Here is a 24,341-nt window from a genome sequence, read left to right as displayed (position 1 = left end):
CGCTATGAACCCGAAGGCATGGCATTGCCAGCAACAGTACGGTACAGTTTGCGCAAACTGTTATGGACACGGATACAATACAGATGGATCAAGCGGTCAAAAACCTGGACAGTGGCAAGCGCATCGGCGCCGTAATGACGGAGATTCGCCGGCGGATTGCCGGGCGGGAACTGGTACCGGGGTCACGCCTGCCATCGGTGCGCGCTTTCGCCAAGACCATGCATGTCTCGGCCTCCACCGTTGTCGAGGCCTATGAGCGGCTGGCGGCCGAAGGGCTGATCCGCTCGCGTCCCGGTTCGGGTTTCTATGTCTCGAGTTCGCCGCAACCGCTGACGCTATCGGAGATCGGGCCGAAGCTCGACCGGGCGATCGATCCGCTCTGGGTCTACCGGCAATCGCTGGAGGACAGCCCGGATCTCCTGAAGCCCGGATGCGGATGGCTTCCGGAAAGCTGGATGCCGGTCGATGCGATCCGAAAGGCATTGCGCACCATTGCCCGCGGAGAGGATGCCGTTCTTGCCAATTACGGCACGCCGCTCGGCCAGCTTCCATTGCGGCAACTGCTTTCCCGGCGGATGAACGAGCGTGGCATTCCCGCCTCGCCCGACCACATCATCCTGACGGAATCCGGCACGCAGGCGATCGATCTGGTCTGCCGGTTGCTGATAGAGCCCGGCGATACCGTCATCGTCGACGATCCCTGCTATTTCAACTTCCATGCATTGCTGCGCGCCAATCGCGCCAAGGCCATCGCCGTGCCGATGACGCCGCAGGGGCCGGATATCGACGCCTTTGCGCAGGCGATCGAGCAGCACAAGCCGCGGCTCTACATCACCAATTCCGCCATCCACAATCCGACAGGAGCCACCTGCTCCGCCGTCGTCGCGCACAAGCTGCTGAAGCTCGCGGAACGGGCCAATCTGACGATCATCGAGGACGACATCTTCGCCGATCTGGAACATGAGCCCTCTCCGCGCCTTGCCGCCTTCGACGGGCTGGAGCGGGTCGTGCATGTCGGCAGCTTCTCGAAGACACTTTCCACCTCGGTGCGCTGCGGCTTCATCGCGGCCAAGCCGGAATGGGTCGAGCCGCTAATTGATCTCAAGCTGGTGACGAGCATCGGCGGCGGCCGGCTGAATGCCGAGCTGATCCTCCTGCTTCTGACCGACGGCAGCTACCGCAAGCATCTCGATACGCTGAAGGTGCGGCTTTCGAAGGCGATGGACGAGACGATCGGGCGGCTGGCGCCGCTCGGCATCACGCCCTGGATCAGGCCGCAATCCGGGATCTTCCTGTGGTGCCAATTGCCTGACGGGATCAATGCGGGCGATATCGCCCAGTCCTGCCTTGCCGACAATGTCGTGCTGGCGCCCGGCAATGCCTTCAGCACGGCGCCGGAGGGGAGCCGGTTCCTGCGCTTCAATGCCGCGCAATCCGGCGATCCGCGCATTTACCGCGCGCTTGAGAAAGCCCTGAAGGCGGCGCGTCATATGCCGGCGATCAGGTAGCGGTCGCGGCCCGCGGCCTTCGCCTGATAGAGCGCGGCATCGACGACCTTGAGGAGATCGATGCGATTGCTGCCTGCCTGTGGCGCCAGCGCTCCGCCGATGCTGAGACGGGCACCGACCGATATGCCGTCGACCTCGAAAGGTTCGCGGAAAGCGGCGACCAGGCGCTCGGCCACGGATGAAAGTGCAGCGGCATTCGGCGGATTGGGGATGAAGACGGCGAACTCGTCACCGCCCATGCGCACGGCAATATCACCGGCCCGGATGACGGCGCGGATGCGGTTTGCCGCCTCGCGCAACACTTCGTCGCCGGCATGGTGGCCGAGGCGATCATTGATGCCCTTGAACCCGTCCATGTCGAGATAGAGGGCGCCGAAGGTCTGGCTCGCCGCAAGCGACCGCTCAAGCTCACCATCGACAAGGCTCGCAAGCGCCGTGCGATTGTAGAAGCCGGTCAGCGGGTCGGTCATTGCCGCGGCGCGCAGACTGGTTTCGGCAAGGCCCATGACCATGTTGGCCTTCTGCAGGCGCAGCAACGCACCGGCGACCAGCGCGAAGCGGCTGAGATTGCCGATCTCGGCATCGGACAAATCCCGCGGTTCCACATCGAGAATACAGAAGGCGCCGACGGCCAGGCTGCCCTCCATCTCGATCGGCGCGCCGGCATAGAAGCGAAAATGCGGGTCGCCGGTCACATAAGGCATATCCGACAAGTCGGGATGGCGCTGCAGATCGGGAATGATGACGAGATCGTTGGCGTAGACGACACGGGTGCAGATCGAGAGATCGCGCGAGCACTCGGCGAGCTTCATCCCCGCCTGGCCGGCAACGCGCTGCCAATCCTCATCGATGATGTTGATGGCCGCGAAGGGTGTTTCGAAGACGCCACGGGCCAGCTCGGCGAGAGCCGCAAGCTCCGGCGTCGAACTGCGGCTTACGGCATTCAAGGCGCGGACCGCCAGCAGCCGTTCTGCTTCATTGGCGGGGAGCCGGACGACCTGTCCCATTCATACCTCCGTCAGTTCGCAACCCGTTGCTAAAACATGATGTCATGATTTGTCAGGGCAAGGGCAAAGTTTGACGAATGTTAACAAGGCGTTGCCAGCAGCAATGTCTGGCAGCGGACATTGGCGCGGAAAGCTGGTAAACTGATTTCGGGCTTGCAACCGGAGGAGCGCATGGACGACCGTCAAGCCATTTCAGATCTGATCGAGCGGCAGTTTGCCAGTCTCAGCTGGGCGCATGGCACTGGGCCTGATGCCGAGGGCTTCATGGAGGATTTCCATCCGGATCCCCTGTTGTTTGCCTCGGCGCGTCCCGCAAGAGCACAGACGCCGCGGAAATTCCTGGAGCGCATGGAGGGGCTGTCGCAGACGTCGCTGCGCGCCTTTGCCGAACATTGTCCGGCGCGAGAAATTCGCATCTTCGGCAATGTTGCCGTTGCGGTTGCCGCCTGTGAGAACGTCGAGAACAATCGCGAGCGCAGCCGCAATGTCGAGATGATGCTGCTGGTGAAGGACAGCAGCGGCTGGAAGATCGCGGCGCAGGCATGGGACAAGATGACGCCGGACCAGAGCTTTCCGGACTGGCTTTCGTAAGGCGGTTGCTTCCCGCGACAGGTGCGTTACATTTCGTTGGCTAACCGAAGAACGAGCTTGGGAGGAGCGACTTCATGAGACGGATGTGGCCTGAGGAGTTCAATTTCATCCTGAACGGCGCGGAGGAAGTGACGCTGGATATTCCGGCGACCGTGCACGAAGACGGCTCGCATGGCGAGGCGACCCATCGCCAGGCGCTGCGGGTGCGGATTTCGCAGCAGGATTACGAGCGCATCTGGCCGCTCGCCGAGGCGCGCTACCGCCTCGACGGCAAATTCGCCGGCAAGGCGATCACGCTGATCGCCAATAATCCACATTACCATACCTGGCATCCTGCCGATGGCGGCACCGCCGACGAGACATCGGACAGCGGCAGGCACTACACGACGAAATATGTCGTCGTGCATTTCCTGCTGGATGACGTGCGGGAGGCAGCGGCGGCCTGAGGCCGCCCGCCCTTACGCCTCATCAAGCGCCAGCGTGAGATCGGCAATCAGGTCGTCGGGATGCTCTATCCCGATCGACAGGCGGATCGTTGATTCCAGCACGCCGATGCGCTGGCGCACATCTGCCGGCACGCCCGAATGCGTCATCGTCGCCGGATGAGACGCGAGCGATTCCGTGCCGCCGAGGCTGACGGCCAGCTTGAAGATCTTCAGCGCGTTCAGGAATTTGAACGAGGCCGGCTGGCCACCCTTGATATCGAAGGAGAAGGTCGAGCCCGCGCCGCTGCACTGGGCCGTAAACGTGCGGCCGACCGGCGACTGCGGATCGTTGTAGGGCAGATAGTGGATCTTCTCGACCTTCGGATGCTCGCGCAGGAAACCGGCGACGGCTTCGGCATTGCTATTGGCCCGCTCCATGCGGATCTGCAGCGTTTCCAGTGAACGGCCAAGCATCCAGCAGGAATGCGGATCGAGCTGCGTGCCGATCGCCCCACGCAGTGCCTTGACCTGCTTCATCACGGCCTTGCGGCCGAGTGCGGCACCGGCGATCAGGTCCGAATGACCACCGACATATTTGGTCAGCGAATAAAGCGAGATATCGGCGCCATGCTCGATCGGCCGCTGGAAGACCGGGCCGAGCAGCGTGTTGTCGCAGGCGATGATCGGCGTATGGCCCTGCTTTTCGCCGATCGCATCGGCGACACGGCGGATCATCGCGACATCGACGAGGCTGTTGGTCGGATTGGCCGGCGTTTCGATGAGGATGACGGAGACGCGGCCCTTGGCCATCGCCTGTTCGGCCGCGGCCTTTACCGAGCTCTCGCTGACACCATCGGCAAAACCGACGGCGGAGACGCCGAGATTGAGGAAGGTCCTGGCAAGCAGCGTTTCCGTGCCGCCATAGAGCGGCTGCGAATGCAGGACGGCATCGCCGGGGCGGACGAAGGCGAGCAGCGTGGTGGCGATCGCCGACATGCCGGACGAGAAGAGCGCGCAGCTTTCGGTGCGCTCATAGACGGCAAGGCGGTCTTCGACGATCTCGCTGTTCGGATGGTTGAAGCGGGAATAGACGAGACCCGCACCCTTGCCCTCCGGCGGCTCCTTGCGGCCGGAGACATAGTCGAAGAAATCCCGGCCATCCTCGGCGGACTTGAAGACGAAGGTCGAGGTCAGGAAGACCGGCGGCTTGACGGCGCCTTCCGACAATTCCGGATCATAGCCGTAGTTCAGCATCTGGGTTTCCGGATGCAGGGCGTGATTACCGATATGGGTTCTCGACGGGTGCGGCGCGGTCATGAAACGTCTCCTCAAACAATGTCACGGACTTCGCCCGGCAAATTATATCAGATGCAGCGGCGGGTTCTTGCTATTTGGCGCGGCCTGATATTGTTGGAAGCAACTTCTTGCGGAGATCAGCGAAAAGTGACGCAGAAAATTGCCGATACGATCGACCGCCGTATCCTCAAGGAACTGGCGGCCGACGCGCGCATCACCAACAACGAATTGGCGGAGCGTGTGGGGCTTTCGGCATCGGCTTGTTTGCGGCGGCTACGGCGTCTGGAAGAGACCGGCGTCATCCAGGGTTACACCGCGATGATCGACCCGGCCGTCGAGGGCTGGACGATGACGGCGATCGCCTCCGTGCGGCTCAGCCGCCAGCACGAAGACGAGATCCGGATGTTCGAGGATGCCGTGCGCGGCTGGGACGAAGTGCTGGAATGCCACCTCGTCACCGGCTCGAAGGACTATGTGCTGAAGGTGATGAGCGCCGGGCTCGAACAATACGAGCGGTTCATCAAGGACAAGATCGCCAAGCTGAAGTGCGTCGACACGATCGAGACCAGCTTCGTGATGAACACCATCAAGGCGCGGCGCTCCTGAGCGTCAAAAATGCCCACAAAGCCTCAAGTGTTAAAAAATTCTCACACAAATTAACGGGTTGTTTACCACGTTTCGTGAAAGGTGCGCGGTGAGCAGTGGTGATCCGCATTCCTTTTCCTAGTCTCGCGTTTTTCGTTGGAATGCCGCTACGCCGTCCAGTTTGAGGAAAGTCTAAAAAACTAAACTCGGATGAAACGGTCTCTCAAGCCAATAGCCGAACCCTGACGAGGGACGCGGCAGACGAAGCGAGCAAGAAGATGAACGGATCGCGATCAAATTCTCCCCGGAGCGCCGACAGGTCCTCCCTCGACGCGCTGAACCGCACGATCGAAGGGCTCGAGGCGCGTATCGAAGGGCTGATGGGCACCAATGGTCCGCGGGATCCGGCGCCACGGGCTGCTGCTCCCGAACGCGATAGCTACGCACGTTCCTACGAGCCGCGGCCGGCCTACGCCGTCGCCGAGCCCCGTCCAGACCCGCTCGCCGAAATCCGCCAGCGCCAGCGCATTCTCGAAGCCGGCCGCGAACGCGCAGCCGCCGAACGTGCCGCCTACCGCGAACCCGTTCCTGCGCCGCGCGCACCGGCTACGGCCGCCGCTCCCGTCTACGGCGCCTCGAACGACACGATGACCGAAATCGCCCAGGCGCTCGTCAACCTGCGCCAGGATCTGAAGCGCGACATCTCCGAAGGCGTGACGCGGGAGATGAATGCACTGCGCGGTGAGCTCCGCGAGATCAAGTCGAGCGCTCAGGACAACCGTTTCGCCGACGACATCCGCGCCGATATGGGCCGGCTTGCGCACAGCATCGACCAGCTCTCGCACCGCTCCGCGAGCCCGGAAGCCGCTGGCCTGCGCAGCGAATTCGACGAACTCCGCTCGCTGATGGATGGCTTGGCACGCGAAGATTCCGTCCGCCACATGGAGCGCCGCTGGGACAGCTTCGAAAATCAGCTGCACACGATCGACACCGCCGGCCTTCAGGAAGAACTGGTTTCGCTCGCCTACCGGCTCGACGACATCAAGCGCCATATCGGCGGCATGGGCGAGAGCCCGGCTGTCCGCGCTCTCGAAGACAAGCTGATCTCCATTGCCAGCGCGATGGAACAGTTCGGCAGCATGATCCAGCCGCATGACCGGGCGATGTCCGAGCAGTTCGCGGCGATGGATACGCGCCTCGACGAAATCAGCCGCGCCATTGCCGCCAGCAGCCGCAATGCCTCCAACGGCGACCCGGCGCTGATGCACCGCCTCGAAGGCCGTCTCAATGCGCTCGGCGAGCAGATCGACCTGATGGGCCGCAGCGTTGCCAACCGCACGGCACCGGCCGATGGCCTGACCGACCGGCTGGAAATGCTGACGCGCCGCGTCGAGGAGCTGGCCAATACCAAGGCGACGGCCCATCTCGACGAGCGGCTTGAGCAGCTGTCCTACATGCTGGAGCGCGCCCAGAAGGCCGCACCGCAGCCCGACCTCAACCGCACGCTGGCCGATATCTCCAGCAAGATCGACGCGCTGGAAACCGGCGCGGTCAACGACGTTCTTGCCGAGCGGCTCGACTATCTCGCCCGCCGCATCGACCAGATGGAAATCCAGCCGGCTCCCGTCATGGCGGCACCTGCCATCGACGACAGCGCTTTCCGCCGGATCGAGGGACGTCTTAGCGACATCGCCGCCCGTCTCGAAGAGAGCACCGCGGCACCGGCAACCGACTCGCGGGCGCTGAAGAGCCTCGAAGACCAGATCGCCAATCTCTCCACGCTGCTCCACGAGCCGCGTGCAGATGCCGGCATCTCCGCCGATCTCGACCGCCGCATGGGCGCCATCGAAGACTATATGGCGACCAGCGACGAATATATCATCGAGGCTGCCCGTCAGGCGGCTGAAGCCGTGGTCGATGCCTATTCGCGCAATGGCGGCCTGCAGGCCGGCAGCGTTCCGGCCGCCGACATGTCGGCGCTGAACGCGCTGGCCGCCGACCTTCGCCACCTCGAAGACCTGAGCCGCAGCGGCGAGGAACGGACCCACAAGACGTTCCAGGCGCTGCATGAAACGCTCGTCCATATCGCCGACCGCCTCGACGACATGGAAACGCGCAACCGGCCGGCCGCCCGCATGCCGGCCGCCAATGTCGATTTCGAAGTCGACCCCTATTCGCTGATCCCTGCCGGCGCAGAGGCGGAAAAGCCTGCCGTGTTCGGCACCAAGGGCGTGGCGGCACCGCGCGCCGCCGTGGCTGAAGCCGTTGCGCCGCAGCCGGCCCCGGCTCCCGCCGTCAGCGAAACCAGCGCCATCGCCATCGAAGCCGCCACCAAGCATGCTGCCGAAGCCAAGCAGAGCAAGAGCCTGTTCCTGGCGATCGGCAAGAAGCTGATGCCCGGCAAGAAGGCGCCGAAGGCCGATGCCGCCGAGCGCACGATCATCGATCCGGCTCCGTCCATCGACCCTGTCGATGTCGTGCCCGGCGAAGAGGCCAACGAGCTTCTCGAGCCTGGCTCCGGCGCGCCTGACGTGAAGAAGATCCTAGAACGGGTTCGCGCCAGCCAGAGTGCGGCGCGCGCCAACCCGAAACCTGCCTCGGAAAACGACCGCGCCGACTATATCGCCGCTGCCCGCCGTGCCGCCCAGGCCGCCGCTATCGAATCCGACCCGAAAGCGCAGCCGCTGAAGGCCGACAAGAAGAGCAAGGCTCCGAAGCCTGCCGGTGGCGCCAGCGCCTTCTCGCGCTTCCGCCGTCCGCTGCTTCTCGCAGCCGGCGCAGTGCTTCTGGCGATCATGGCATTCCCGCTTGCCCGCACGCTGACCACAGGCCAGAGCGCACCGCCCGCAGAAGTCGCGGTCATGAGCGATGCGAACCAGGCTCCGGCAACGGCAGACACGACGGCCGTACCGCAGATCGACAACCAGGCGACAGCCAATCTCGAAGCACCGGCAGCACCAGAGGCCGTTGCCCCGGCCGCCGATCCGGCTCCGGCATCACCGGCCGATCACCTGACCGACGCCGCGCCGCTCGATGGCGAAGGTGCTGCGACGCTGACGCCGGGCGCTCCGGCTCAGGATGCCACGGCCTTTGCTCCGAAGGATGCTCCGGCCACCACCAATGCGGCACCGGCACAGCCTGAAATCGCTGTTCCCGATGTAATCCAGCCGGCGGCACTTGCCGATGCGGCACGCGGCGGCGATGCGCTGGCCCTGTTCGAAATTGCCGCCCGCTACAGCGAAGGCCGCAACGGCGTCACCGCCAGCGAAGCCGATGCGGTCAAGTGGTACCAGATGGCCGCCGACAAGGGCTTTGCCCCGGCGCAGTACCGTCTCGGCAGCATCTACGAGAAGGGTACAGGCGTCGCCCGCGACATCAACAAGGCCAAGGGCTACTACGAGCAGGCTGCTGATCAGGGCAATGCCAGCGCCATGCACAATCTCGCAGTGCTCTACGCTTCCGGCGCGCTCGGCCAGCAGGATTATGCGACGGCCGCCAACTGGTTCACCAAGGCCGCCAATCTCGGCATCACCGACAGCCAGTTCAACCTCGCCATCCTCTGCGCCCGCGGCAATGGCGTGACGCAGGATCTCGGCGAGAGCTACAAGTGGTTTGCGATCGCTGCCAAGGGTGGCGACAAGGACGCTGGCGCCAAGCGCGACGAAGTCGCCAAGGCAATGAAGCCTGCCGACCTCGACAAGGCGAAGGCCGCAACCGACGCCTGGAAGCCGCAGCAGCTCGACAACAAGGCCAACGGCATCGACGTGCCCGACGCCTGGACCGGCACCGGTACCAGCACCTCGAGCGTCGACATGAAGAAGGCGATCCGCAACATTCAGGCGATCCTGAACAACAACGGTTTCGACGCCGGCAAGCCTGATGGCGAGATGGGCGCCAAGACCGTTTCGGCGATCAAGAGCTTCCAGAAGTCGATCGGCCAAGATCCGTCCGGCAAGATCAACGACGATACGGTCAAGGCCCTGCTGGAGCGCAACGCCAAGAACGCCACCAAGGCATAAGGCGCCAATCCGGCCCTCGCCTCGAAAATCACGACGACCCTTTTGCCTTCGCCGCAAAAGGGTCGTTTTGCTTTCAGAGTTTCGCGGCGGGATTGATTGCCGGTCGGGGGATTCGTGAGCATTCAGCAGGACAAGGTTCCCTATTTCAGCCAGTGGGAAACGCCGGAGATGACGTTATCAGTGCTTGCCGAGGGGTCGGCGGCGCTGCTGCGGGATCCGCTCTGGCGGCAGTCAGGCGCCGAGACGGTCGAGGACTATGCGCGCTGGGCGGTCAATGTCTGCGGCATGGCCTGCCTGAAGATGATCCTGGCAGCGCGCGGCGAGCTGCATCCAACGCTTGCTCTCGCCCGCGCCTGCACCGCCTATGGCGGCTATGTCGTCAACGAGCTCGATGCCTCGATCAAGGGGCTGATCTACGCACCTTTCGTAACCTATGTGCGCGAACGCTTCGGGCTCTCGGCAGAGACGATGACAGGTGTCGCGACAGAGAGCATTCCAGGGCTGCTGGCCGATCGTCCTTTCTTCATCGCCTCGGTCAATAGCGGCATCCGCTGGCCAGAGAGGACACCGCCCTCGAAAGGCGGGCATCTCGTTCTGGTGACCGCGGCGTCACCCGAGGCGATCCGTTTCCACAATCCATCCGGCCATGATGCCGCGAGCCAGGCAGACGCGACGCTGCCGCTTGCCGTCTTCGACCGCTTCTTCGCCAATCGCGGCATCGCGATCGGCTTCTGACACACATTTTCGCACGAGATCATTTGGAGGTTTTCATGACATCTTCCCGCGGCAAGCTGCGCATCGCCGTTCTCTTCGGGGGCCGCTCGGCCGAACACGACGTCTCCGTGATGTCGGCGACCAACGTGATGAGGGCGCTGGAGCCTTCAAAATACGAGGCGGTGCCGATCTTCGTGACGCGGGAAGGCGAATGGCTGCTCAGCCGCTTCCAGAATGGCACGCTCGCCAAGCCGGCAAGCGGCACCGAAATCGCGCTGGTGCCCGGCGGGCGCGGGCGGATGATCGCGATCGACGGTGGCCGCATGAGCGATGCCGGGACGATCGATATTCTCTTCCCGGTGCTGCATGGCATCTTCGGCGAGGACGGTTCCGTGCAGGGGCTGGCGGAAGTGGCCCGTGTGGCGCTGGTCGGCTGCGGCATCCTGGGTTCGGCGACGGCGCTCGACAAGGATATCGCCAAGCAGCTGCTACGGGCTGCGGGCCTGCCGGTCGCGCGGGCGGTGACCGTGCATGCGGACCAGGCGCCGTCCTTCGATACGCTCGAGAGCGCGCTCGGATTGCCGCTGTTCATCAAGCCGGCACGTCAGGGCTCATCGGTCGGCGTGCGCAAGGTTTCAGGCAGCCAGGAATTTGCGCCGGCGCTTGCGGAAGCCTTCAAGCATGACCGCAAGCTGCTTGCCGAGGAGTTCATCCGCGGCCGCGAGATCGAGTGCAGCGTGCTGGAGGACACCAGGGGCGGATTGTTCGTCTCCCGCCCGGGCGAGATCATCCCGGCCGAGAGCCACGGCTTCTATAGCTACGATGCGAAATATATCGACGAGGACGGCGCGGCGCTGAAAGTTCCGGCGGAGCTTCCGGCCGAGGTCGAGGCGAAGATCCGCGAGACCGCAGCGCTTGCCTTCCGGGCGCTCGGCTGCGACGGCATGGCGCGCGTCGACTTCTTCCTGACCGAAGACATGAGCTTCCTGATCAACGAGGTGAACACCATTCCGGGATTCACCAATATCAGCATGTATGCGAAAGCGATGGCGGCAAGCGGCGTCAGCTACCCTGATGTCATCGACCGGCTGGTCGAGCATGGTCTCGCGCGCGCCGGTCTCTGAGCCGAAAATTCCCCTTCCCGGTGTGGCAGGCACGCACCGGGAAGAAAAACGCCGCGACTTCGCCCCGCCTTGTCACAAAACCTGAAAAAAGCCGGATTATTCGGGAGTTATCGCTCGCGGAATGTGCGGCCTGGATGTCGTTTCTCGAAAGCCTCTGGCAACGATTTCCCATTATGATGCGCCATTCGAACGGGACAAGCGCGCCTGCCCGGCGGGGGCAGTGAGTAATCGGGGTCGGTTGTGGCAATCTATCTGCCCATCGCAGAATTGTCGGTGAACATCTTCATCATTCTTGGCATGGGCGCCGCTGTCGGCTTCCTGTCAGGCATGTTCGGCGTCGGCGGCGGCTTCCTGATCACCCCGCTCTTGATCTTCTACAACATTCCGCCCGTCGTTGCCGTCGCCACCGGCGCCAACCAGGTCGTGGCCTCCTCGATCTCCGGCGCTATCACGCATTTCCGGCGTGGTACGCTCGACGTCAAGCTCGGGTCCGTATTGCTGATCGGCGGTCTGTCGGGCGCCACCGTCGGTATTTGGATCTTCTCGCTGCTGCGCCGCCTCGGCCAGCTCGATCTCTTCATTTCGCTGCTCTACGTCGTCTTCCTCGGCACCGTCGGCGGGCTGATGCTGCTCGAGAGCGTCAATGCCATGCGCCGCGCGGCCAAGAACGTGCCGCCGACGCCACGCAAGCCCGGCCATCACCACTGGGTGCACCGCCTGCCGTTCAAGGTGCGGTTCAAGAAATCCAAGATCTATCTCAGCGTCATCCCGGTGATCGCGCTCGGCTTTGCGATCGGCATCCTGACCTCGGTCATGGGTGTCGGCGGCGGTTTCATCATGGTTCCCGCGATGATCTATCTGCTGCGCATCCCGACCAACGTCGTTGTCGGCACCTCGCTGTTTCAGATCATTTTCGTGACCGCCTATACGACGATCGTTCAGGCGGCGACCAACTTTTCCGTCGATATCGTGCTCGCCTTCATCCTGATGGTCGCCGGCGTGATCGGTGCGCAATATGGCGTGCGCGTCGGCCAGAAGCTGCGCGGCGAACAGCTGCGCGCGCTGCTCGGCCTGCTCGTTCTCGCCGTCGGCATCCGTCTGGCGATCTCGCTGGTGGTAACACCCGCCGATATCTATTCGATCGTGATGGGAGGCAATTGATGCGCTGCCTTCCAGCTCTCGCCCTTTCGCTCTTCCTTGCCCTGCCGGGTCTCGCCGCGGCGCAGACGCTGCTGCCGGGGCAGAATGCCGAGAGCGTGCGCGAGGGACTGGAGATCGGCACCTCGACCAGCGAAATCGCCATCACCTCCGACTTCAAGGGCGCGGATCTGACGATCTTCGGCGCGGTGACCGAAACCGACCAGCTGCTGCTCGCCGTCGGCCAGTATGACGTCGTCGTCGTGCTCGAGGGGCCGCGTGAGAACGCGACGGTGCGCAAGAAGCAGCGGGTCTTCGGCATCTGGATCAATACCAGCTCGATGACCTTCGAGGCCGTGCCGCACTCCTATTCGATGTCGAGCTCACGGGCGATCGACGATGTGACGACGCCGCTCGACCTGACCGACGAGGGCATCGGCATCGACCATATTCCGCTGACGCCTGTCGGTTTCGTCGGCGATGGCAGCAGTCTCGGGGAATTCCGCGAAGCCTTCCGGCGGCTGCAGCAGAGCGGCGGCCTCTACGAGCGCGACCCATCCGGCGTGCGCTTCGTCAGCTCCAACCTGTTCAAGGCGAGTCTCCGTCTGCCCGCCAACATTCCGAACGGCGTGCACACCGTTCGCGCCTATCTCTTCAAGAGCGGCAAGCTGGTGAACCAGAAATCGGTGCCGCTACGCGTCATCAAGACGGGCATCGAGCAGATGATCACCGATGCTGCGCATGAGCGGCCGATCGAATACGGTGCCTTTGCCGTATTCCTGGCGCTGGTGACGGGCTGGGCCGCCAGCATCGTGTTCCGCAAGGATTGATCACGCGCTCTTTTCGCGCGCTGCGACCTCGTTGCGGGCCTGCGTCAGGCGGGCAAGCACGGATGGCGCATCGGGTGGCAATGGCATGCCAAGATGCCTGGCGCGTAGCTCGTCCATGAAATCCGACCAAAGCGGCGGGCCGCCCGCCTCCAGCACCTCCGCGCGGATTGCCAGCGCGTCGGAAACCGGCAGATGCTTGCGGCCCCAGGCGCCCATATGCGCGAGAAGCGGCACGAGCTCGATGGCCATCTCGGTCAGGCTATAGACCGATTTCTGCTTGTGGCTCGGGTCGTCTTCCTTGGTCAGCAGGCCGTTTTCGACAAGGCGGCGCAGGCGGTCGGCAAGGATGTTGGTGGCAATGCCCTCGTTGGAGCCCTGCAGCAGTTCGCGGAAATGGCGCCGGTTGCCGAACATGATGTCGCGGATGACGATCAGGCTCCAGCGGTCGCCGAGAACCTCCAGCGTCAGGTTGATGGGGCAGCCGGAACGGTGCTCTTCACTCATGCTCATTCTCCAAAAGCCGCTTGCATTTTGCCATCAGAATATCGGCGGTTCAATCAGGTGCGAGCGGCAGCGGCGATCAGTGCCGCCGCGGCTTTTCCGGCGGTCTCGATATAGGATGGATCACGGCGCAGAAGCACGGTGGCGAAGCCGCCATCGAGCAGCAGCATGACCTGCCGCGCCAAGGTTCTACTGTCGCTTACTCCATCGGCTTCGAAGGTCTCCGCGAGCCAATCCTCCACGCGCTGCTTGTGGACGATACCGGCCTTCACCGCGGGATGGCCGGGCATATCGGCAAGCTCGGCGGCGGTGCGCAGGAAGCCGCAGCCTTTCCATTTCGGATGGCGCGCGGTTTTCGCCAATTCATCGAAGATCGCCTTGACCTTCTCCTCCACGCTGCCTTCGGCCGCCGCATACCATTTCTGGAACAGCGCGAGGTTCGGCTGATCGCGGCCTTCGAGATAGGCGGTGATCAGGTCGTCCTTGCTGTCGAAGTGGTAATAGAGCGTCCGTTTTGTGACACCGGCCTTCTCGGCGACGGCATCGACGCTGACGGCGCGGATACCCTGCCGGTAAAAGAGCTTGGCGGCGGCATTGACGATACGGTCACGGGTGCTTTCGGTCGGCTGTTTCATGAGGACAAGGTATACCGACTAGTGAGTGTTACAAAGAGCGCTGTGAGCTTATGGATCAGTTCCTCAGAGATGGTGGAGCAAGCGGCGATGGATACCGGGAGCCAGACAGGTATTGCAGGGCAGCGTGTCGATATCGGATGCCGCGATGGCGTGATCCTAGGCGGCCACCTCTGGCCAGCGGTTGGCCGGTGCGATGGCACCGTGATCATCAACCCGGCGACCGGCGTGCTCGCCAGCTACTATCACCGCTATGCGCGGTTTCTCTCCGCTCATGGCTTTCAGGTGCTGACCTATGATTATCGCGGCATCGGTCTGTCGCGCCCGGCTCGCCTGCGCGGCTGCGGCTATCGCTGGCACGATTGGGGAGCTCTCGATTTCGAGGCCGCGCTCATCTTCGCGCGGGAACACGATCCGCTGCTGCCGGTCGCTGTCGTCGGCCACAGCATCGGCGGCTTCCTGCCGGGATTTGCGGAGAGTGCTCCCGGCATTGACCGCATGCTGACGGTCGGCGCGCAATATGGCTATTGGGGCGATTACGCCAGATCGCAGCGCCGCTCGCTGTTCTGGAAATGGCATTCCACCATGCCCGCTCTGACGGCGGTATTCGGCTACTTCCCGGGAAGGCGCATCGGGTGGCTGGAGGATCTTCCGGCCGGTGTTGCCAATGAATGGAGTTTTCGCCGGGCGCGGATGGAGCATAGCTATCCGGCTCCTGAGCGGAAGGAAATCATTGCGCGCTTCGATGCGGTACAAGCACCCATTCTGGCGATCGGCATGTCCGACGATCCGATCGGCACGCCGGCCGCGATCAGCCGCGGGCTCAGCTATTATAGGAAGGCGAATGCGAGACAGGTGACGATCACGCCGGGCGATCTCGGGCTTGAGGCAGTCGGCCATTTCAGCCTGTTCCATCAGCGGCATGCGAGCGGCTTCTGGCTGGATACGCTTCTGTGGCTGCGCGACGGGACCAATCCTTGGCCGCAGCGGCTCTGCCCCGCTCCCGCCTTTTGAGGGACACAACTTCGCCTTTGAATAAAAACCGGTCTTTAAGATTTACCAGTTAGTAATCTCTCGAAACGAGAGGTTCTGTTTTGCGTATCCGTACACTTCTCGCCCTGGTGCTGCTGGCGCTCGTTGCCGGCTGCGCAACGGCACCCCGTCAGACCCGAAATATCTGCGCGGTCTTCGGCCAGCGCGACGGCATTTTCACCAGTTGGCAGCGTTCCGCCGAGAAGGCTGAAGCCAAGTATGGCATCCCGGTGCCGATCCTGATGGCGACGATGTATGTCGAATCCGGCTTCCAGCCCTATGCCCGCCCGCCGCGCACGAAACTCTTCGGCTTCATTCCCTGGACGCGCCAGTCGACGGCCTATGGTTATTCGCAGGCGCTGAACGGTACCTGGGACCATTACCAGTCCGCCACAGGCAACTGGGCCAGCCGCCGCACCAACTTTGCCGATGCCATCGACTTCATCGGCTGGTATCACTCCGAAAACAGCAAGGCGACCGGCATTGCGCCCAACGACGCCTACAGCCTCTACCTCGCCTATTATTCCGGCCCGACCGGCTATCGCCGCGGCGACTGGCGCTCGAACGGCCAGCTGCAGAAGACGGCGCAGAAATTCGCGACCATGGCGGCGAACTATCAGCAGCAGTTGCAGGGATGTAATTGAGATTTCCTTCTCCCCTCGGGGGAGAGGAGTTACCCGCGCAGGTTTCCGAACCTGACAGAATAGATGCGGTCGCGACCCAGCAGATGGGCGACAAGCGATGCGTGGTCGAAGAGACCCCTCATCGCCTTGTGGCCGAGATCCAGACCGCCGCTCATGACGCCGAAGGCGGGCATCAGCAGGCGGGCGCCGTCGGTGGCGAAGCAGGGGCGGCGGATGGATTTTTCGCGGCGGCGGACGGTCGCGGCCGGGTGCAGGTGGCCGGCGATTTCGCCCTGCTGCAATCCGCCCTTCGGCTCGTGGCGCAAGGTCAGCCCACCGTAGTGGATTTCGTCGGCGCAGATGCCGGGCAGATCGACGGTGCCGTCGGGGTCGTGATTGCCGTTGATCCAGATCCATTCGCGGCCGCGCGCCATGTCGGCAATCAGCGTCCGGAAAGGTGCCGGCAGAAGCTCGGAGCCGACGCGGTCATGGAAATTGTCGCCGAGCGAGACGACGATCTTCGGGTCGTAGCGGGTGATGACGGCCGAGAGGACCGTGAGCGTCGCCAGCGTATCGTAGGGCGGCAGCATCATGCCGCGGCGGGCGAAGGCGGCGCCCTTCTCAAGGTGGAGATCGGAGACGACGAGCGCGCCGGTGTCGGGCAGGTAGAGAGCGCCGAGCGGATCGCAGACGGCGGCAACGCCTGCGACCGACGTTTCCACGCCGGGCATCGGGACCAGTCCGTTGAGTTCGCGCGCCAGCGCCAGGCGGTTCATTGCGGTCTTCTATCCTAAATCTTCAGCTCATCGCCTCGGCGATGAGGTCGTCTGCCGCTTCGGCCAGCAGTGCATCATGGGCTTCGCCCGGCACCGCCTCCTTGCCGATCTCGAGCATGACAGGCACGGCGAGCGGCGAAATATGGTCCAGCGCGCGATGCGTGATGTGACCCTTGATTCGTCTCAGCATATCGCCAAGGCGTGAAATATCCAAAAGCCCGGTGCCCGCATCCTGCCGCGTCGCCTGCAGCAGGATGTGATCCGGCTCGTGGCTGCGCAGCACGTCGTAAATCAGATCGGCCGAGACGGTGACCTGCCTTCCGGTCTTTTCCTTGCCGGGATGACGGCGCTCGATCAAGCCTGCAATCACGGCACAATTGCGGAACGTGCGCTTCAAAAGGAAGGATTCGTCGAGCCAGGCTTCGAGATCGTCACCGAGCATGTCCTCGTCGAAGAGATCAGCAAGGCTGAGGCGGCCGCTGGCGATCATTTGGCCCATATCCTCCAGACCCCAGATGCCGAGCGAATAATCGGTGCAGACGAAGCCGAGCGGCTTGGCGCCCGCGCGCTCAAGGCGGCGCGTCAGCAGCATGCCGAGCGTCTGATGCGCCAGCCGGCCCTCGAAAGGATAGGCGACCATGTAGCAGCGGCTGCCGCGCGGGAAAGTCTCGATCAGCAGTTCGTCGCGCTTCGGCAGCATCGACTTGTCCTTCTGGATCGATAGCCAATCACGCACCTGATCCGGCAGGTCGTCCCAGCGATCGGGATCGGCGATCATCGAGCGGACCTGATCGGCGAGATAGGTCGAGAGCGGAAACTTGCCGCCGGCGTAAGAGGGGATCTTGGGATCGAGCGAGAAGGCTTGCGATGCCAGCGCCTCGTTCTCGCGGATACCCTCGAAACGCAGCACCTTGCCGGAAAAGATGAAGGTGTCGCCGGGAGAGAGCTGCTCGAAGAAATACTCCTCCATCTTGCCGAGCACCGCGCCGCCACGGCCGATCCGTCCACCCTCCCCACGCTTGACCATCTTGAGATTCAGCATCGGGCTTTCGACGATAGTGCCGAGATTGAGCCGGTATTGCTGGGCGACCTGCGGATTGGAGACGCGCCAGAGACCGTCCTTGTTCCTGCGGATACGGGCATAGCGCTCATAGGTGCGCAGCGCGTAGCCGCCGGTGGCGACGAAATCGACGATGCGCTCGAAGGTCTCCCAAGAGAGTGAGGCGTAGGGCGAGGCGCTGACGATCTCGTCATAGAGCTGCAGCATGTTGAAGGGGGCGGCGCAGGCCATGCCGAGAACATGCTGGGCGAGCACATCCAGCGCGCCCTGCCCGACCGGCGGCGTGTCCTGCGCGCCGATATAATTGGCGTCGAGCGCCGCCTGGCACTCCATCACCTCGAAGCGATTGGCGGGGACAAGGATTGCCTTCGAGGGCTCGTCCATGCGGTGATTGGCGCGGCCGATGCGCTGGGCAAGGCGCGAGGCACCCTTGGGAGCACCGACATGGATGACGAGATCGACGTCGCCCCAGTCGATACCGAGATCGAGTGTCGAGGTGGCGACGACGGCGCGCAGCTTGTTGGCGGCCATCGCCGCTTCCACCTTGCGCCGCTGGCTGACATCGAGCGAGCCGTGATGTAGGGCGATCGGCAGGTTATCCTCGTTGATCGTCCAGAGCTCCTGGAAGAGCATCTCTGCCTGCGAGCGGGTGTTGACGAAGAGCAGCGTCGTCTGGTGGTCGAGGAGCTCTTTGTAGACATCGGGGATCGCATATTTGGCGGAATGGCCGGACCAGGGGATGCGCTCTTCCGTCTTCAGGATCGAGATCTCCGGCTTGGCGCCGCCTTCGACAGTAACCAGACCGGCGTGATGCTCGCGTCCCTCTTCCTGCGCGACCAGCCATTTCTGCAGGTCCATCGGCTCTGCGACCGTGGCGGACAGGCCGATCGTCTGCAGGTTCGGCGCCAGCCTGCGCAGGCGGGCGATGCCGAGCGACAGCATATGGCCGCGCTTCGAGGTGACGAGCGAATGCAGTTCGTCGAGCACGACATATCTCAGGTCCTTGAAGAAGCGCTCCGCCTCGCCATTGGCGAGCAGCAGCGCCACCTGTTCCGGCGTCGTCAGCAGGATATCGGGCGGATTGAGCTTCTGGCGCTGGCGCTTGGCATTCGGCGTGTCGCCGGTGCGGTTCTCGATGGTGACGGGCAGGCCCATCTCTTCGACTGGCTTCGTCAGGTTGCGCTCGATATCGACGGCAAGTGCCTTCAGCGGCGAAACGTAGAGCGTGTGGATGCCGGTGAAGGCCGAGCCCGGCGGGATCTTGCCGCGGCGGGTGAGATCGGTGAGCGCAGGCAAAAAACCGGCGAGCGTCTTGCCGGCCCCGGTTGGTGCGATCAGCAGCGTGCTTTCACCGGCTTCGGCGCGGGCCAGCAATTCCAGCTGATGGGCGCGCGGCCGCCAGCCCTTTTCCGCAAACCAGCGGATGAAGGGGGCAGGCAGGGTGATGCTGGTTTCGGCGTCGACGTGATCCACGCCATAAAGGTAGTGAAATCAGACCGAAAGAGAAGGGCACCGCCTCACATGGCGATATAGCGGTCCTTGCGGTGATTGATGGCGAGCGTGAGATTCAGAACCACAGCGCCAAGCACCGAGCAGGCGATGATGAAGGGACTCGCGACAAAGAACGACAGCGCAAGAATGACGCCGTCGAAGCCGAGTTGCACCAGACCGGCCCGCCAGCCGAAGCGCTCCTGGATATAGAGCGCCAGAATGCCGACGCCGCCGAGGCTGGCGCGATGGCGGAAGAGCGCCAGCATGCCAGCGCCGATGACCAACCCGCCGAAAAGCGCACCGACGATCGGATCGACATGCGAGAGGCTGATGAACCGTGGCACGATTTCCGACAGTGCGGAGGTGAGCGCGATGGCGGCGAAGGTCTTGACGGTGAAAGCCGGGCCAAGGCGGCGGAAGGCGAGATAGTAGAAAGGCAGATTGACCGCGAAGAAGCAGAGGCCGAAGCTCCAGCCGGTGGCGTAGTGCAGCAGAAATGCCATGCCCGCCGTGCCGCCCGTCAGAAGGCCTGCGCCCGAGAGCAGCGAGACGCCGAGCACCGCCAGCATGCTGCCGGCGACCAGTCCCTGGGCATCATCGAAGAGCGAGTGGCGATCCGCCGAAGAGTTCAGGGCGCCTGCGAAAGCAGTCCGTGCGGCCATTATTTTCCTCTCTGATTTTTCGTTCTTTCTATCCTGACGCGGCGGCTTGGCAAGATGATTTCAGGCCTGGATGACCATGCAGGCCCTTATCCATTCCGGCGGCCTGCATTTTCGCCGCATTCCGGGAGCCGCCTGACGGCGAACGCAGATGAGAGACAATCGATGCCGACACGCCGCGCAATCCTGGCCACGATGGGCGCCCTCGCCCTTTTTCCCCGGACCTCGAATGCAGCGCCCGCTGCCGCCAGCCTGACGCTCTGGCCGGGCACTCCGCCTGAGGGCGGCGGCCCTTCCGGAGATGTCGAGGAAAATGCCAAGGGCGCGATCAGCAATATCGCCGTGCCCAAGATCGACATCTACCAGCCGGCCTCGCCAAACGGCATGGCGGTTCTGATTACTGCCGGTGGCGGCTACAAGCGCATCGAGATGCGCAACGAGGCGCTGCCAGCCGCCCGCTGGCTGAATGCGCGTGGCATCACCGCCTTCGTGCTGTCCTACCGGCTGCCGGACGAGGGCTGGGAGGCCGGTCCGCTGGCGCCATTGCAGGATGCGCAGCGGGCGTTGCGACTGATCCGGGCCAATGCCGGAACGTTCAAGATCGATCCCGAGCGGCTGGGCGTCCTGGGCTTTTCGGCGGGCGGGCATCTCCTCGGCATGGCAGCGGCGCGGTCGGCCTTCGCTTCCTATCCGGCGATCGACGATGCCGATGCGCTCCCGGCGCGGCCCGCCTTCGCGGCCCTCGTCTATCCCGTCATCACGCTGAAGCCGCCCTATGACCATACGTCGACGCGCAAGGTGCTGATCGGCAGTCACCCGAGCCCTGCCTTGAGTTCCGAATGGTCGGTCGAAGACCATGTCAGAGCCCGATGCCCGCCGATGTTTCTGGCGCAGGCAGAAGATGATCCGGTTTCCGATCCGCAGAACACGCTGATCATGCAGGCGGCGTGCGAGCAGGCGCATGTACCCGTCGAACTGCACCGGCTGGCCGATGGCGGACATGGGTTCGGCATGGGGAAGCCCGGCACCGCCTCGATGCAATGGCCCGGCTATTTCGCCAGCTGGCTCGACAAGCAGCCACTGTCTCCCGGCTGAAAATCGGCACGTTTCAAAAGCCGCTTGACTCCCGCGTTAATCATGGATATTTTTTATCCACGATTTGAGGAGATGGTTTCGATGAAACTCAGCGACGGTGTCGAGCAGGCTATTCACTGCGTGGCGGTTCTCGCCGGCCTTTCCGCCGATGGCGTGCTCTCGGCGGCAGCCCTTGCGGAATTTCACGGTGTCTCGACCAGCTATCTCCTGAAGCACATGCAGGCGCTGTCGGGCGCCGGTCTGGTCAAGACCGTGCCGGGGCCGAAGGGCGGATACCGGCTGGCGAAGGAACCGGGCGAGATTTCACTGCTCGATATCGTGCTCGCCGTCGAAGGCCCGGCACCCGCCTTCCGCTGCAGCGAGATCCGCCAGCGCGGGCCGAACCCGCTGCCGCAGCGCTATTTTACCAAGCCGTGCCAGGTGACGGCGGCGATGCTGAAGGCGGAGCGCGCTTACCGGGCGGAGCTCGCCAAGACGAAAATTGCAGACATTCTGGCGGACCTTTCCGCCGATGACGACGGAGGCATCGCCGCCCGCGGCTGCGCCTTCATGGAATTGCACGAACGCAAATCAGCGGCTCGCTGAGCCTCAACCCCCAAAGGAGAATGACGATGCAACCCCGTTTCAATTTCGCCAAAGCCTCGCAGGATGCCTACAAGGCCGTCGTTGCCCTCGAGCAGTATGTGCAAACATCTGGCCTCGAGCGCCGCTTCATCCACCTGATCAAGCTGCGGGCGTCGCAGATCAACGGCTGCGCCTATTGCGTCGATATGCATGTGAAGGAAGCGCGCCACGACGGTCTCTCCGAACAGTGGATCAACCTGATGTGCGTCTGGCGTGAATCGCCGGTCTACGACGCGCGGGAACGGGCACTGCTGGGCTGGGTCGATGCTGTCACGAACATCGCTTCGACGGGCGCTCCGGATGCGGATTTCGAAACGCTGAAGGCGCATTTCAACGAAGAAGAGATGACCAAGATCACGGTTGCGATCGGCACGATCAACGTCTGGAACCGTCTTGCCGTGAGCTTCCGGGCACAGCACCCGATCGACCAGCCGGCAAAGGCTGCCTGATCCGCGAGCCCCTCTCTCCAAACGGGGAGAGGGGTTCATTCATCAATTCGTCTTGGGTGTGGTCTGGACCGGCCGTTCGGCGGAAGGATCGACGCCATTGAAGAGCTGGCGGAGGGTCTGGGAGATTTCCTCGGCTGAGGCACCCTTCGCGTATTCTTCCTTCATGCGGCGTCTGACAAGCTTTTCCAGTTCTGACATATCGTCACCTCATCATTTCCGGCGCGAGATGAGTTTCGCGCTGCAGCATGGATGAGGCAAGTTACGATTTGTTCACGCGCGCTCACAGAGCGATGTAGCGATCGGCGCGGTGGTTGATCGTCAGAAAGAGATTGAGCACGACGGCGCCCAGCACCGAGTAAAAGACAACCGGCGGCGTGGTGACGAAGAAGGCGGCGGCAAGCACGCACATGTCGACCGCGAGCTGTACAAGGCCGGCACGAATGCCGAAGCGCTCCTGCATGTAGATGCCGAGAATGCCGACGCCGCCGAGGCTGGCGCGGTGGCGATAGAGCGCCAGAAGACCGAAGCCGAGCAGCAGACCACCGAGAAGAGCCGCCCAGGCCGGATGGATCGTGGCGATCGCCATGACCTTCGGCTGCAGGCTCGTCAGTGCCGAGGTGAGGCCGATGGCGATGAAGGTCTTGATCGTGAAGGCAACGCCGAGCCGCTTCCAGGAGAGATAGAAGAACGGCAGGTTCAGGACGAAGAAGGCCAGGCCGAAATTGATGCCGAAGGCATAGTGCAGCAGGAAGGCGATACCGGCGGTGCTGCCGGTGAGCAGGCCGGCGCTGGCGAGCACATAGAGGCCGAGAGCCGAAATGAGCGCGCCGGAGAAGATGCCTTGCACATCCTCGACCGGGGTATGGCGGGTGGCGGTGGTGTTCCAGAAACCGAGTGCACTGATGAGCTGGGTCATGTCGCTAATCTCCAAACGGCAGACGAGTTCAAGAGCGCCGGAGACACTCCCGCGCGACGGATTTTCGATGATGAGAGGGCCGAGGCGTTCCTGCTGATCGCGGCGCTTGTCGGCTATGGGCTGAATTATCAGGCTTTTCGCAGGTGCGAGCAAGCGAAATATGTAAGCAATGCTGACCTATTTCAAAATCGCAACAAAGATGCGCTCAGCCATTTCGCCGCGTAAGGAAAAGAATGCCGGAAACCGGTTTGCCGCCATCTTTGCGAATGGTGGTTTTCTCGATTTTCAGGACATCGAAGCCGTAGCGGGCGCAGAGACCACGCACATAGGCTTCGGAGTGGGCGTAGCGCAGCGACGGCGCCAGATGGAAGCCATCGCCCTCGCCTGCATCCTCGACCGAGAAGGCAAAGTCCGCGCCTGAGGCTGCAAGCCGGGCGGTGATTAGGAAGACGCTTTCGAGATTGCCGAGATACATCAGCACGTCGGCAGCCGTGACGAGATCGGCCCGGCTCTCGGGCTCGCCCGAGAAGATGCCGGAATCTTCCGGCTCCAGCGAGAGGTCGGCCTGCGCCAGAAGCGCGTAGACGTGCTTCTCCTCGGCCTTGGCCAGCATGTTCTGCGACAGGTCGTAGCCTTCCAGCCTTTCGACCTGCCCTGCGATTTCAGGCCCGAGCAGGCCGGTGCCGCAGCCGAGATCGACGGCGAGCGTGTAGTGTCTGCCTGTCGAGGTGACGAGGGCGGCAAGCTTCTGCGGCACGGAATAGTCGAGCTTCTCGACCAGCGAGGTCTCGAAGCGGCCGGCATAGTCATCGAAGAGCCGCTCGACATAGCGGCTCGGCGGCTGGTCCGGGGCTTCGGTTTCGCCGAGCAGCGCGAGCTTCAGCGTTGCACCGAAGATATCATCGGGGTCGAGCGCCAGGGTTTTCCGGTAGGCTTCGGCAGCCTGAGTGCGGTGGCCGGCCTTCTCATGGTAGGTCGCCAGCCGGTACCAGCCGGCGGCCCAGCCGGGTGTGAGCTCCAACGCCTGCTCCATCAGCTCGGCAGCCGCATCCGGCTCGCCGCCCTCATCGAGCATCTTAGCGTAATCGGCGCGGCGGTCGGCGATGACGTCGCCTGAAGTGAGCTGGCTCTGCTGCATGGTTGGACCTGTTGAATGCCCGCGCATTTGGCTGCGGCCACAAAAAAACTCAAGTCCTATTTCAGAGGCGGAGCCGTCGGCTCTGGAAAAGGCTTGCGGGCAGCGATTC

At 63.3% G+C, this 24,341-nt stretch carries 24 protein-coding genes; 14 read left to right on the top strand and 10 right to left on the bottom strand.

The features are described 5' to 3' along the window. Window positions 1-83 precede the first annotated feature (83 nt). A complete protein-coding gene (locus ACEN84_RS11670; protein WP_413710950.1) occupies window positions 84-1,508 on the top strand; it encodes a PLP-dependent aminotransferase family protein in 1,425 nt (474 codons plus the stop codon). Here the strand turns inward: ACEN84_RS11670 and ACEN84_RS11665 are convergent. Further along, a complete protein-coding gene (locus ACEN84_RS11665) occupies window positions 1,487-2,515 on the bottom strand; it encodes a diguanylate cyclase domain-containing protein (RefSeq protein ID WP_413710949.1) in 1,029 nt (342 codons plus the stop codon). The two genes, ACEN84_RS11670 and ACEN84_RS11665, sit on opposite strands and share 22 nt — an antisense overlap. Window positions 2,516-2,686: 171 nt before the next feature. Here ACEN84_RS11665 and ACEN84_RS11660 point away from each other — a divergent pair, with 171 nt between their 5' ends. After that, window positions 2,687-3,106: a hypothetical protein gene (locus ACEN84_RS11660; RefSeq protein WP_413710948.1), complete on the top strand. Its 420-nt coding sequence runs from the start codon at window positions 2,687-2,689 to the stop codon at window positions 3,104-3,106. 83 nt (window positions 3,107-3,189) lie between these two features. Beyond that, complete coding sequence (locus ACEN84_RS11655; RefSeq protein ID WP_025555261.1) at window positions 3,190-3,552, top strand: hypothetical protein; 363 nt, start codon at window positions 3,190-3,192, stop codon at window positions 3,550-3,552. Between the two features lie 12 nt (window positions 3,553-3,564). On the opposite strand, the gene ACEN84_RS11650 is transcribed toward ACEN84_RS11655, so the two are convergent. Continuing rightward, window positions 3,565-4,848: a cystathionine gamma-synthase family protein gene (locus ACEN84_RS11650; RefSeq protein ID WP_413710947.1), complete on the bottom strand. Its 1,284-nt coding sequence runs from the start codon at window positions 4,846-4,848 to the stop codon at window positions 3,565-3,567. 126 nt (window positions 4,849-4,974) lie between these two features. Here ACEN84_RS11650 and ACEN84_RS11645 point away from each other — a divergent pair, with 126 nt between their 5' ends. From ACEN84_RS11645 to ACEN84_RS11620, 6 genes are all read left to right on the top strand, one after another. Next, window positions 4,975-5,433, top strand: coding sequence for an Lrp/AsnC family transcriptional regulator (locus tag ACEN84_RS11645; protein ID WP_025555263.1), 459 nt, complete (start codon window positions 4,975-4,977; stop codon window positions 5,431-5,433). 257 nt (window positions 5,434-5,690) lie between these two features. After that, complete coding sequence (locus ACEN84_RS11640) at window positions 5,691-9,431, top strand: peptidoglycan-binding protein (protein WP_413710946.1); 3,741 nt, start codon at window positions 5,691-5,693, stop codon at window positions 9,429-9,431. A 120-nt stretch (window positions 9,432-9,551) separates the two neighbouring features. Continuing rightward, window positions 9,552-10,166, top strand: a complete 615-nt coding sequence (locus tag ACEN84_RS11635) for a C39 family peptidase (RefSeq protein ID WP_413711295.1) — start codon at window positions 9,552-9,554, stop codon at window positions 10,164-10,166. Window positions 10,167-10,201: 35 nt separating this feature from the next. Next, complete coding sequence (locus ACEN84_RS11630; protein WP_413710945.1) at window positions 10,202-11,269, top strand: D-alanine--D-alanine ligase family protein; 1,068 nt, start codon at window positions 10,202-10,204, stop codon at window positions 11,267-11,269. A 240-nt stretch (window positions 11,270-11,509) separates the two neighbouring features. Then, complete coding sequence (locus tag ACEN84_RS11625; RefSeq protein ID WP_025555267.1) at window positions 11,510-12,430, top strand: sulfite exporter TauE/SafE family protein; 921 nt, start codon at window positions 11,510-11,512, stop codon at window positions 12,428-12,430. Then, entirely contained in the window at window positions 12,430-13,236 is an 807-nt protein-coding gene (locus ACEN84_RS11620) for a TIGR02186 family protein (RefSeq protein WP_112713470.1), read from the top strand. The genes ACEN84_RS11625 and ACEN84_RS11620 overlap by 1 nt, the downstream gene beginning before the upstream one ends. On the opposite strand, the gene ACEN84_RS11615 is transcribed toward ACEN84_RS11620, so the two are convergent. Beyond that, the gene (locus ACEN84_RS11615; protein WP_413710944.1) at window positions 13,237-13,740 is read right to left on the bottom strand and encodes a winged helix-turn-helix transcriptional regulator; all 504 of its coding nucleotides are present in this window, start codon (window positions 13,738-13,740) and stop codon (window positions 13,237-13,239) included. Window positions 13,741-13,793: 53 nt separating this feature from the next. Continuing rightward, window positions 13,794-14,372: a TetR/AcrR family transcriptional regulator gene (locus tag ACEN84_RS11610; RefSeq protein ID WP_413710943.1), complete on the bottom strand. Its 579-nt coding sequence runs from the start codon at window positions 14,370-14,372 to the stop codon at window positions 13,794-13,796. An 87-nt stretch (window positions 14,373-14,459) separates the two neighbouring features. On the opposite strand from ACEN84_RS11610, the gene ACEN84_RS11605 reads away from it, so the two are divergent. Together ACEN84_RS11605 and ACEN84_RS11600 are read left to right on the top strand one after the other, a co-directional pair. Next, a complete protein-coding gene (locus tag ACEN84_RS11605) occupies window positions 14,460-15,383 on the top strand; it encodes an alpha/beta fold hydrolase (RefSeq protein WP_413710942.1) in 924 nt (307 codons plus the stop codon). 80 nt (window positions 15,384-15,463) lie between these two features. After that, window positions 15,464-16,045, top strand: a complete 582-nt coding sequence (locus tag ACEN84_RS11600) for a transglycosylase SLT domain-containing protein (RefSeq protein ID WP_413710941.1) — start codon at window positions 15,464-15,466, stop codon at window positions 16,043-16,045. 29 nt (window positions 16,046-16,074) lie between these two features. On the opposite strand, the gene pdeM is transcribed toward ACEN84_RS11600, so the two are convergent. The 3 genes from pdeM to ACEN84_RS11585 are packed head-to-tail and all read right to left on the bottom strand — an operon-like array spanning window position 16,075 to window position 20,013. Beyond that, window positions 16,075-16,800: a ligase-associated DNA damage response endonuclease PdeM gene (gene pdeM / locus ACEN84_RS11595; RefSeq protein ID WP_413710940.1), complete on the bottom strand. Its 726-nt coding sequence runs from the start codon at window positions 16,798-16,800 to the stop codon at window positions 16,075-16,077. A gap of 22 nt (window positions 16,801-16,822) precedes the next feature. Further along, window positions 16,823-19,333: a ligase-associated DNA damage response DEXH box helicase gene (locus ACEN84_RS11590; RefSeq protein WP_413710939.1), complete on the bottom strand. Its 2,511-nt coding sequence runs from the start codon at window positions 19,331-19,333 to the stop codon at window positions 16,823-16,825. A gap of 44 nt (window positions 19,334-19,377) precedes the next feature. Then, a complete protein-coding gene (locus tag ACEN84_RS11585) occupies window positions 19,378-20,013 on the bottom strand; it encodes a YitT family protein (RefSeq protein ID WP_025555275.1) in 636 nt (211 codons plus the stop codon). A gap of 162 nt (window positions 20,014-20,175) precedes the next feature. On the opposite strand from ACEN84_RS11585, the gene ACEN84_RS11580 reads away from it, so the two are divergent. The 3 genes from ACEN84_RS11580 (at window position 20,176) to ACEN84_RS11570 (ending at window position 22,178) form a co-directional block, all read left to right on the top strand. Beyond that, the gene (locus ACEN84_RS11580) at window positions 20,176-21,105 is read left to right on the top strand and encodes an alpha/beta hydrolase (protein ID WP_413710938.1); all 930 of its coding nucleotides are present in this window, start codon (window positions 20,176-20,178) and stop codon (window positions 21,103-21,105) included. Window positions 21,106-21,186: 81 nt separating this feature from the next. Beyond that, window positions 21,187-21,690, top strand: coding sequence for an Rrf2 family transcriptional regulator (locus ACEN84_RS11575; protein WP_112714362.1), 504 nt, complete (start codon window positions 21,187-21,189; stop codon window positions 21,688-21,690). 26 nt (window positions 21,691-21,716) lie between these two features. Then, entirely contained in the window at window positions 21,717-22,178 is a 462-nt protein-coding gene (locus ACEN84_RS11570; RefSeq protein WP_413710937.1) for a carboxymuconolactone decarboxylase family protein, read from the top strand. Window positions 22,179-22,220: 42 nt separating this feature from the next. Here ACEN84_RS11570 and ACEN84_RS11565 read toward each other — a convergent pair whose 3' ends face one another. The 3 genes from ACEN84_RS11565 to ACEN84_RS11555 all read right to left on the bottom strand — a co-directional run bounded on the left by ACEN84_RS11565 (window position 22,221) and on the right by ACEN84_RS11555 (window position 24,232). After that, a complete protein-coding gene (locus ACEN84_RS11565) occupies window positions 22,221-22,376 on the bottom strand; it encodes a hypothetical protein (RefSeq protein ID WP_413710936.1) in 156 nt (51 codons plus the stop codon). 82 nt (window positions 22,377-22,458) lie between these two features. After that, window positions 22,459-23,094 carry a YitT family protein gene (locus tag ACEN84_RS11560; protein ID WP_413710935.1) on the bottom strand — a complete coding sequence of 212 codons (636 nt, stop codon included), beginning with the start codon at window positions 23,092-23,094 and terminating at the stop codon, window positions 22,459-22,461. 205 nt (window positions 23,095-23,299) lie between these two features. Continuing rightward, window positions 23,300-24,232 carry a tetratricopeptide repeat protein gene (locus tag ACEN84_RS11555; RefSeq protein ID WP_413710934.1) on the bottom strand — a complete coding sequence of 311 codons (933 nt, stop codon included), beginning with the start codon at window positions 24,230-24,232 and terminating at the stop codon, window positions 23,300-23,302. Window positions 24,233-24,341: the final 109 nt, after the last annotated feature.

This window comes from Rhizobium sp. Rhizsp82 (genome assembly GCF_047325115.1).
Taxonomy (GTDB): domain Bacteria; phylum Pseudomonadota; class Alphaproteobacteria; order Rhizobiales; family Rhizobiaceae; genus Rhizobium.
The sequence above is the reverse complement of the archived record's forward strand: the minus strand, read 5'-3'. Positions and strand labels throughout refer to the sequence as shown.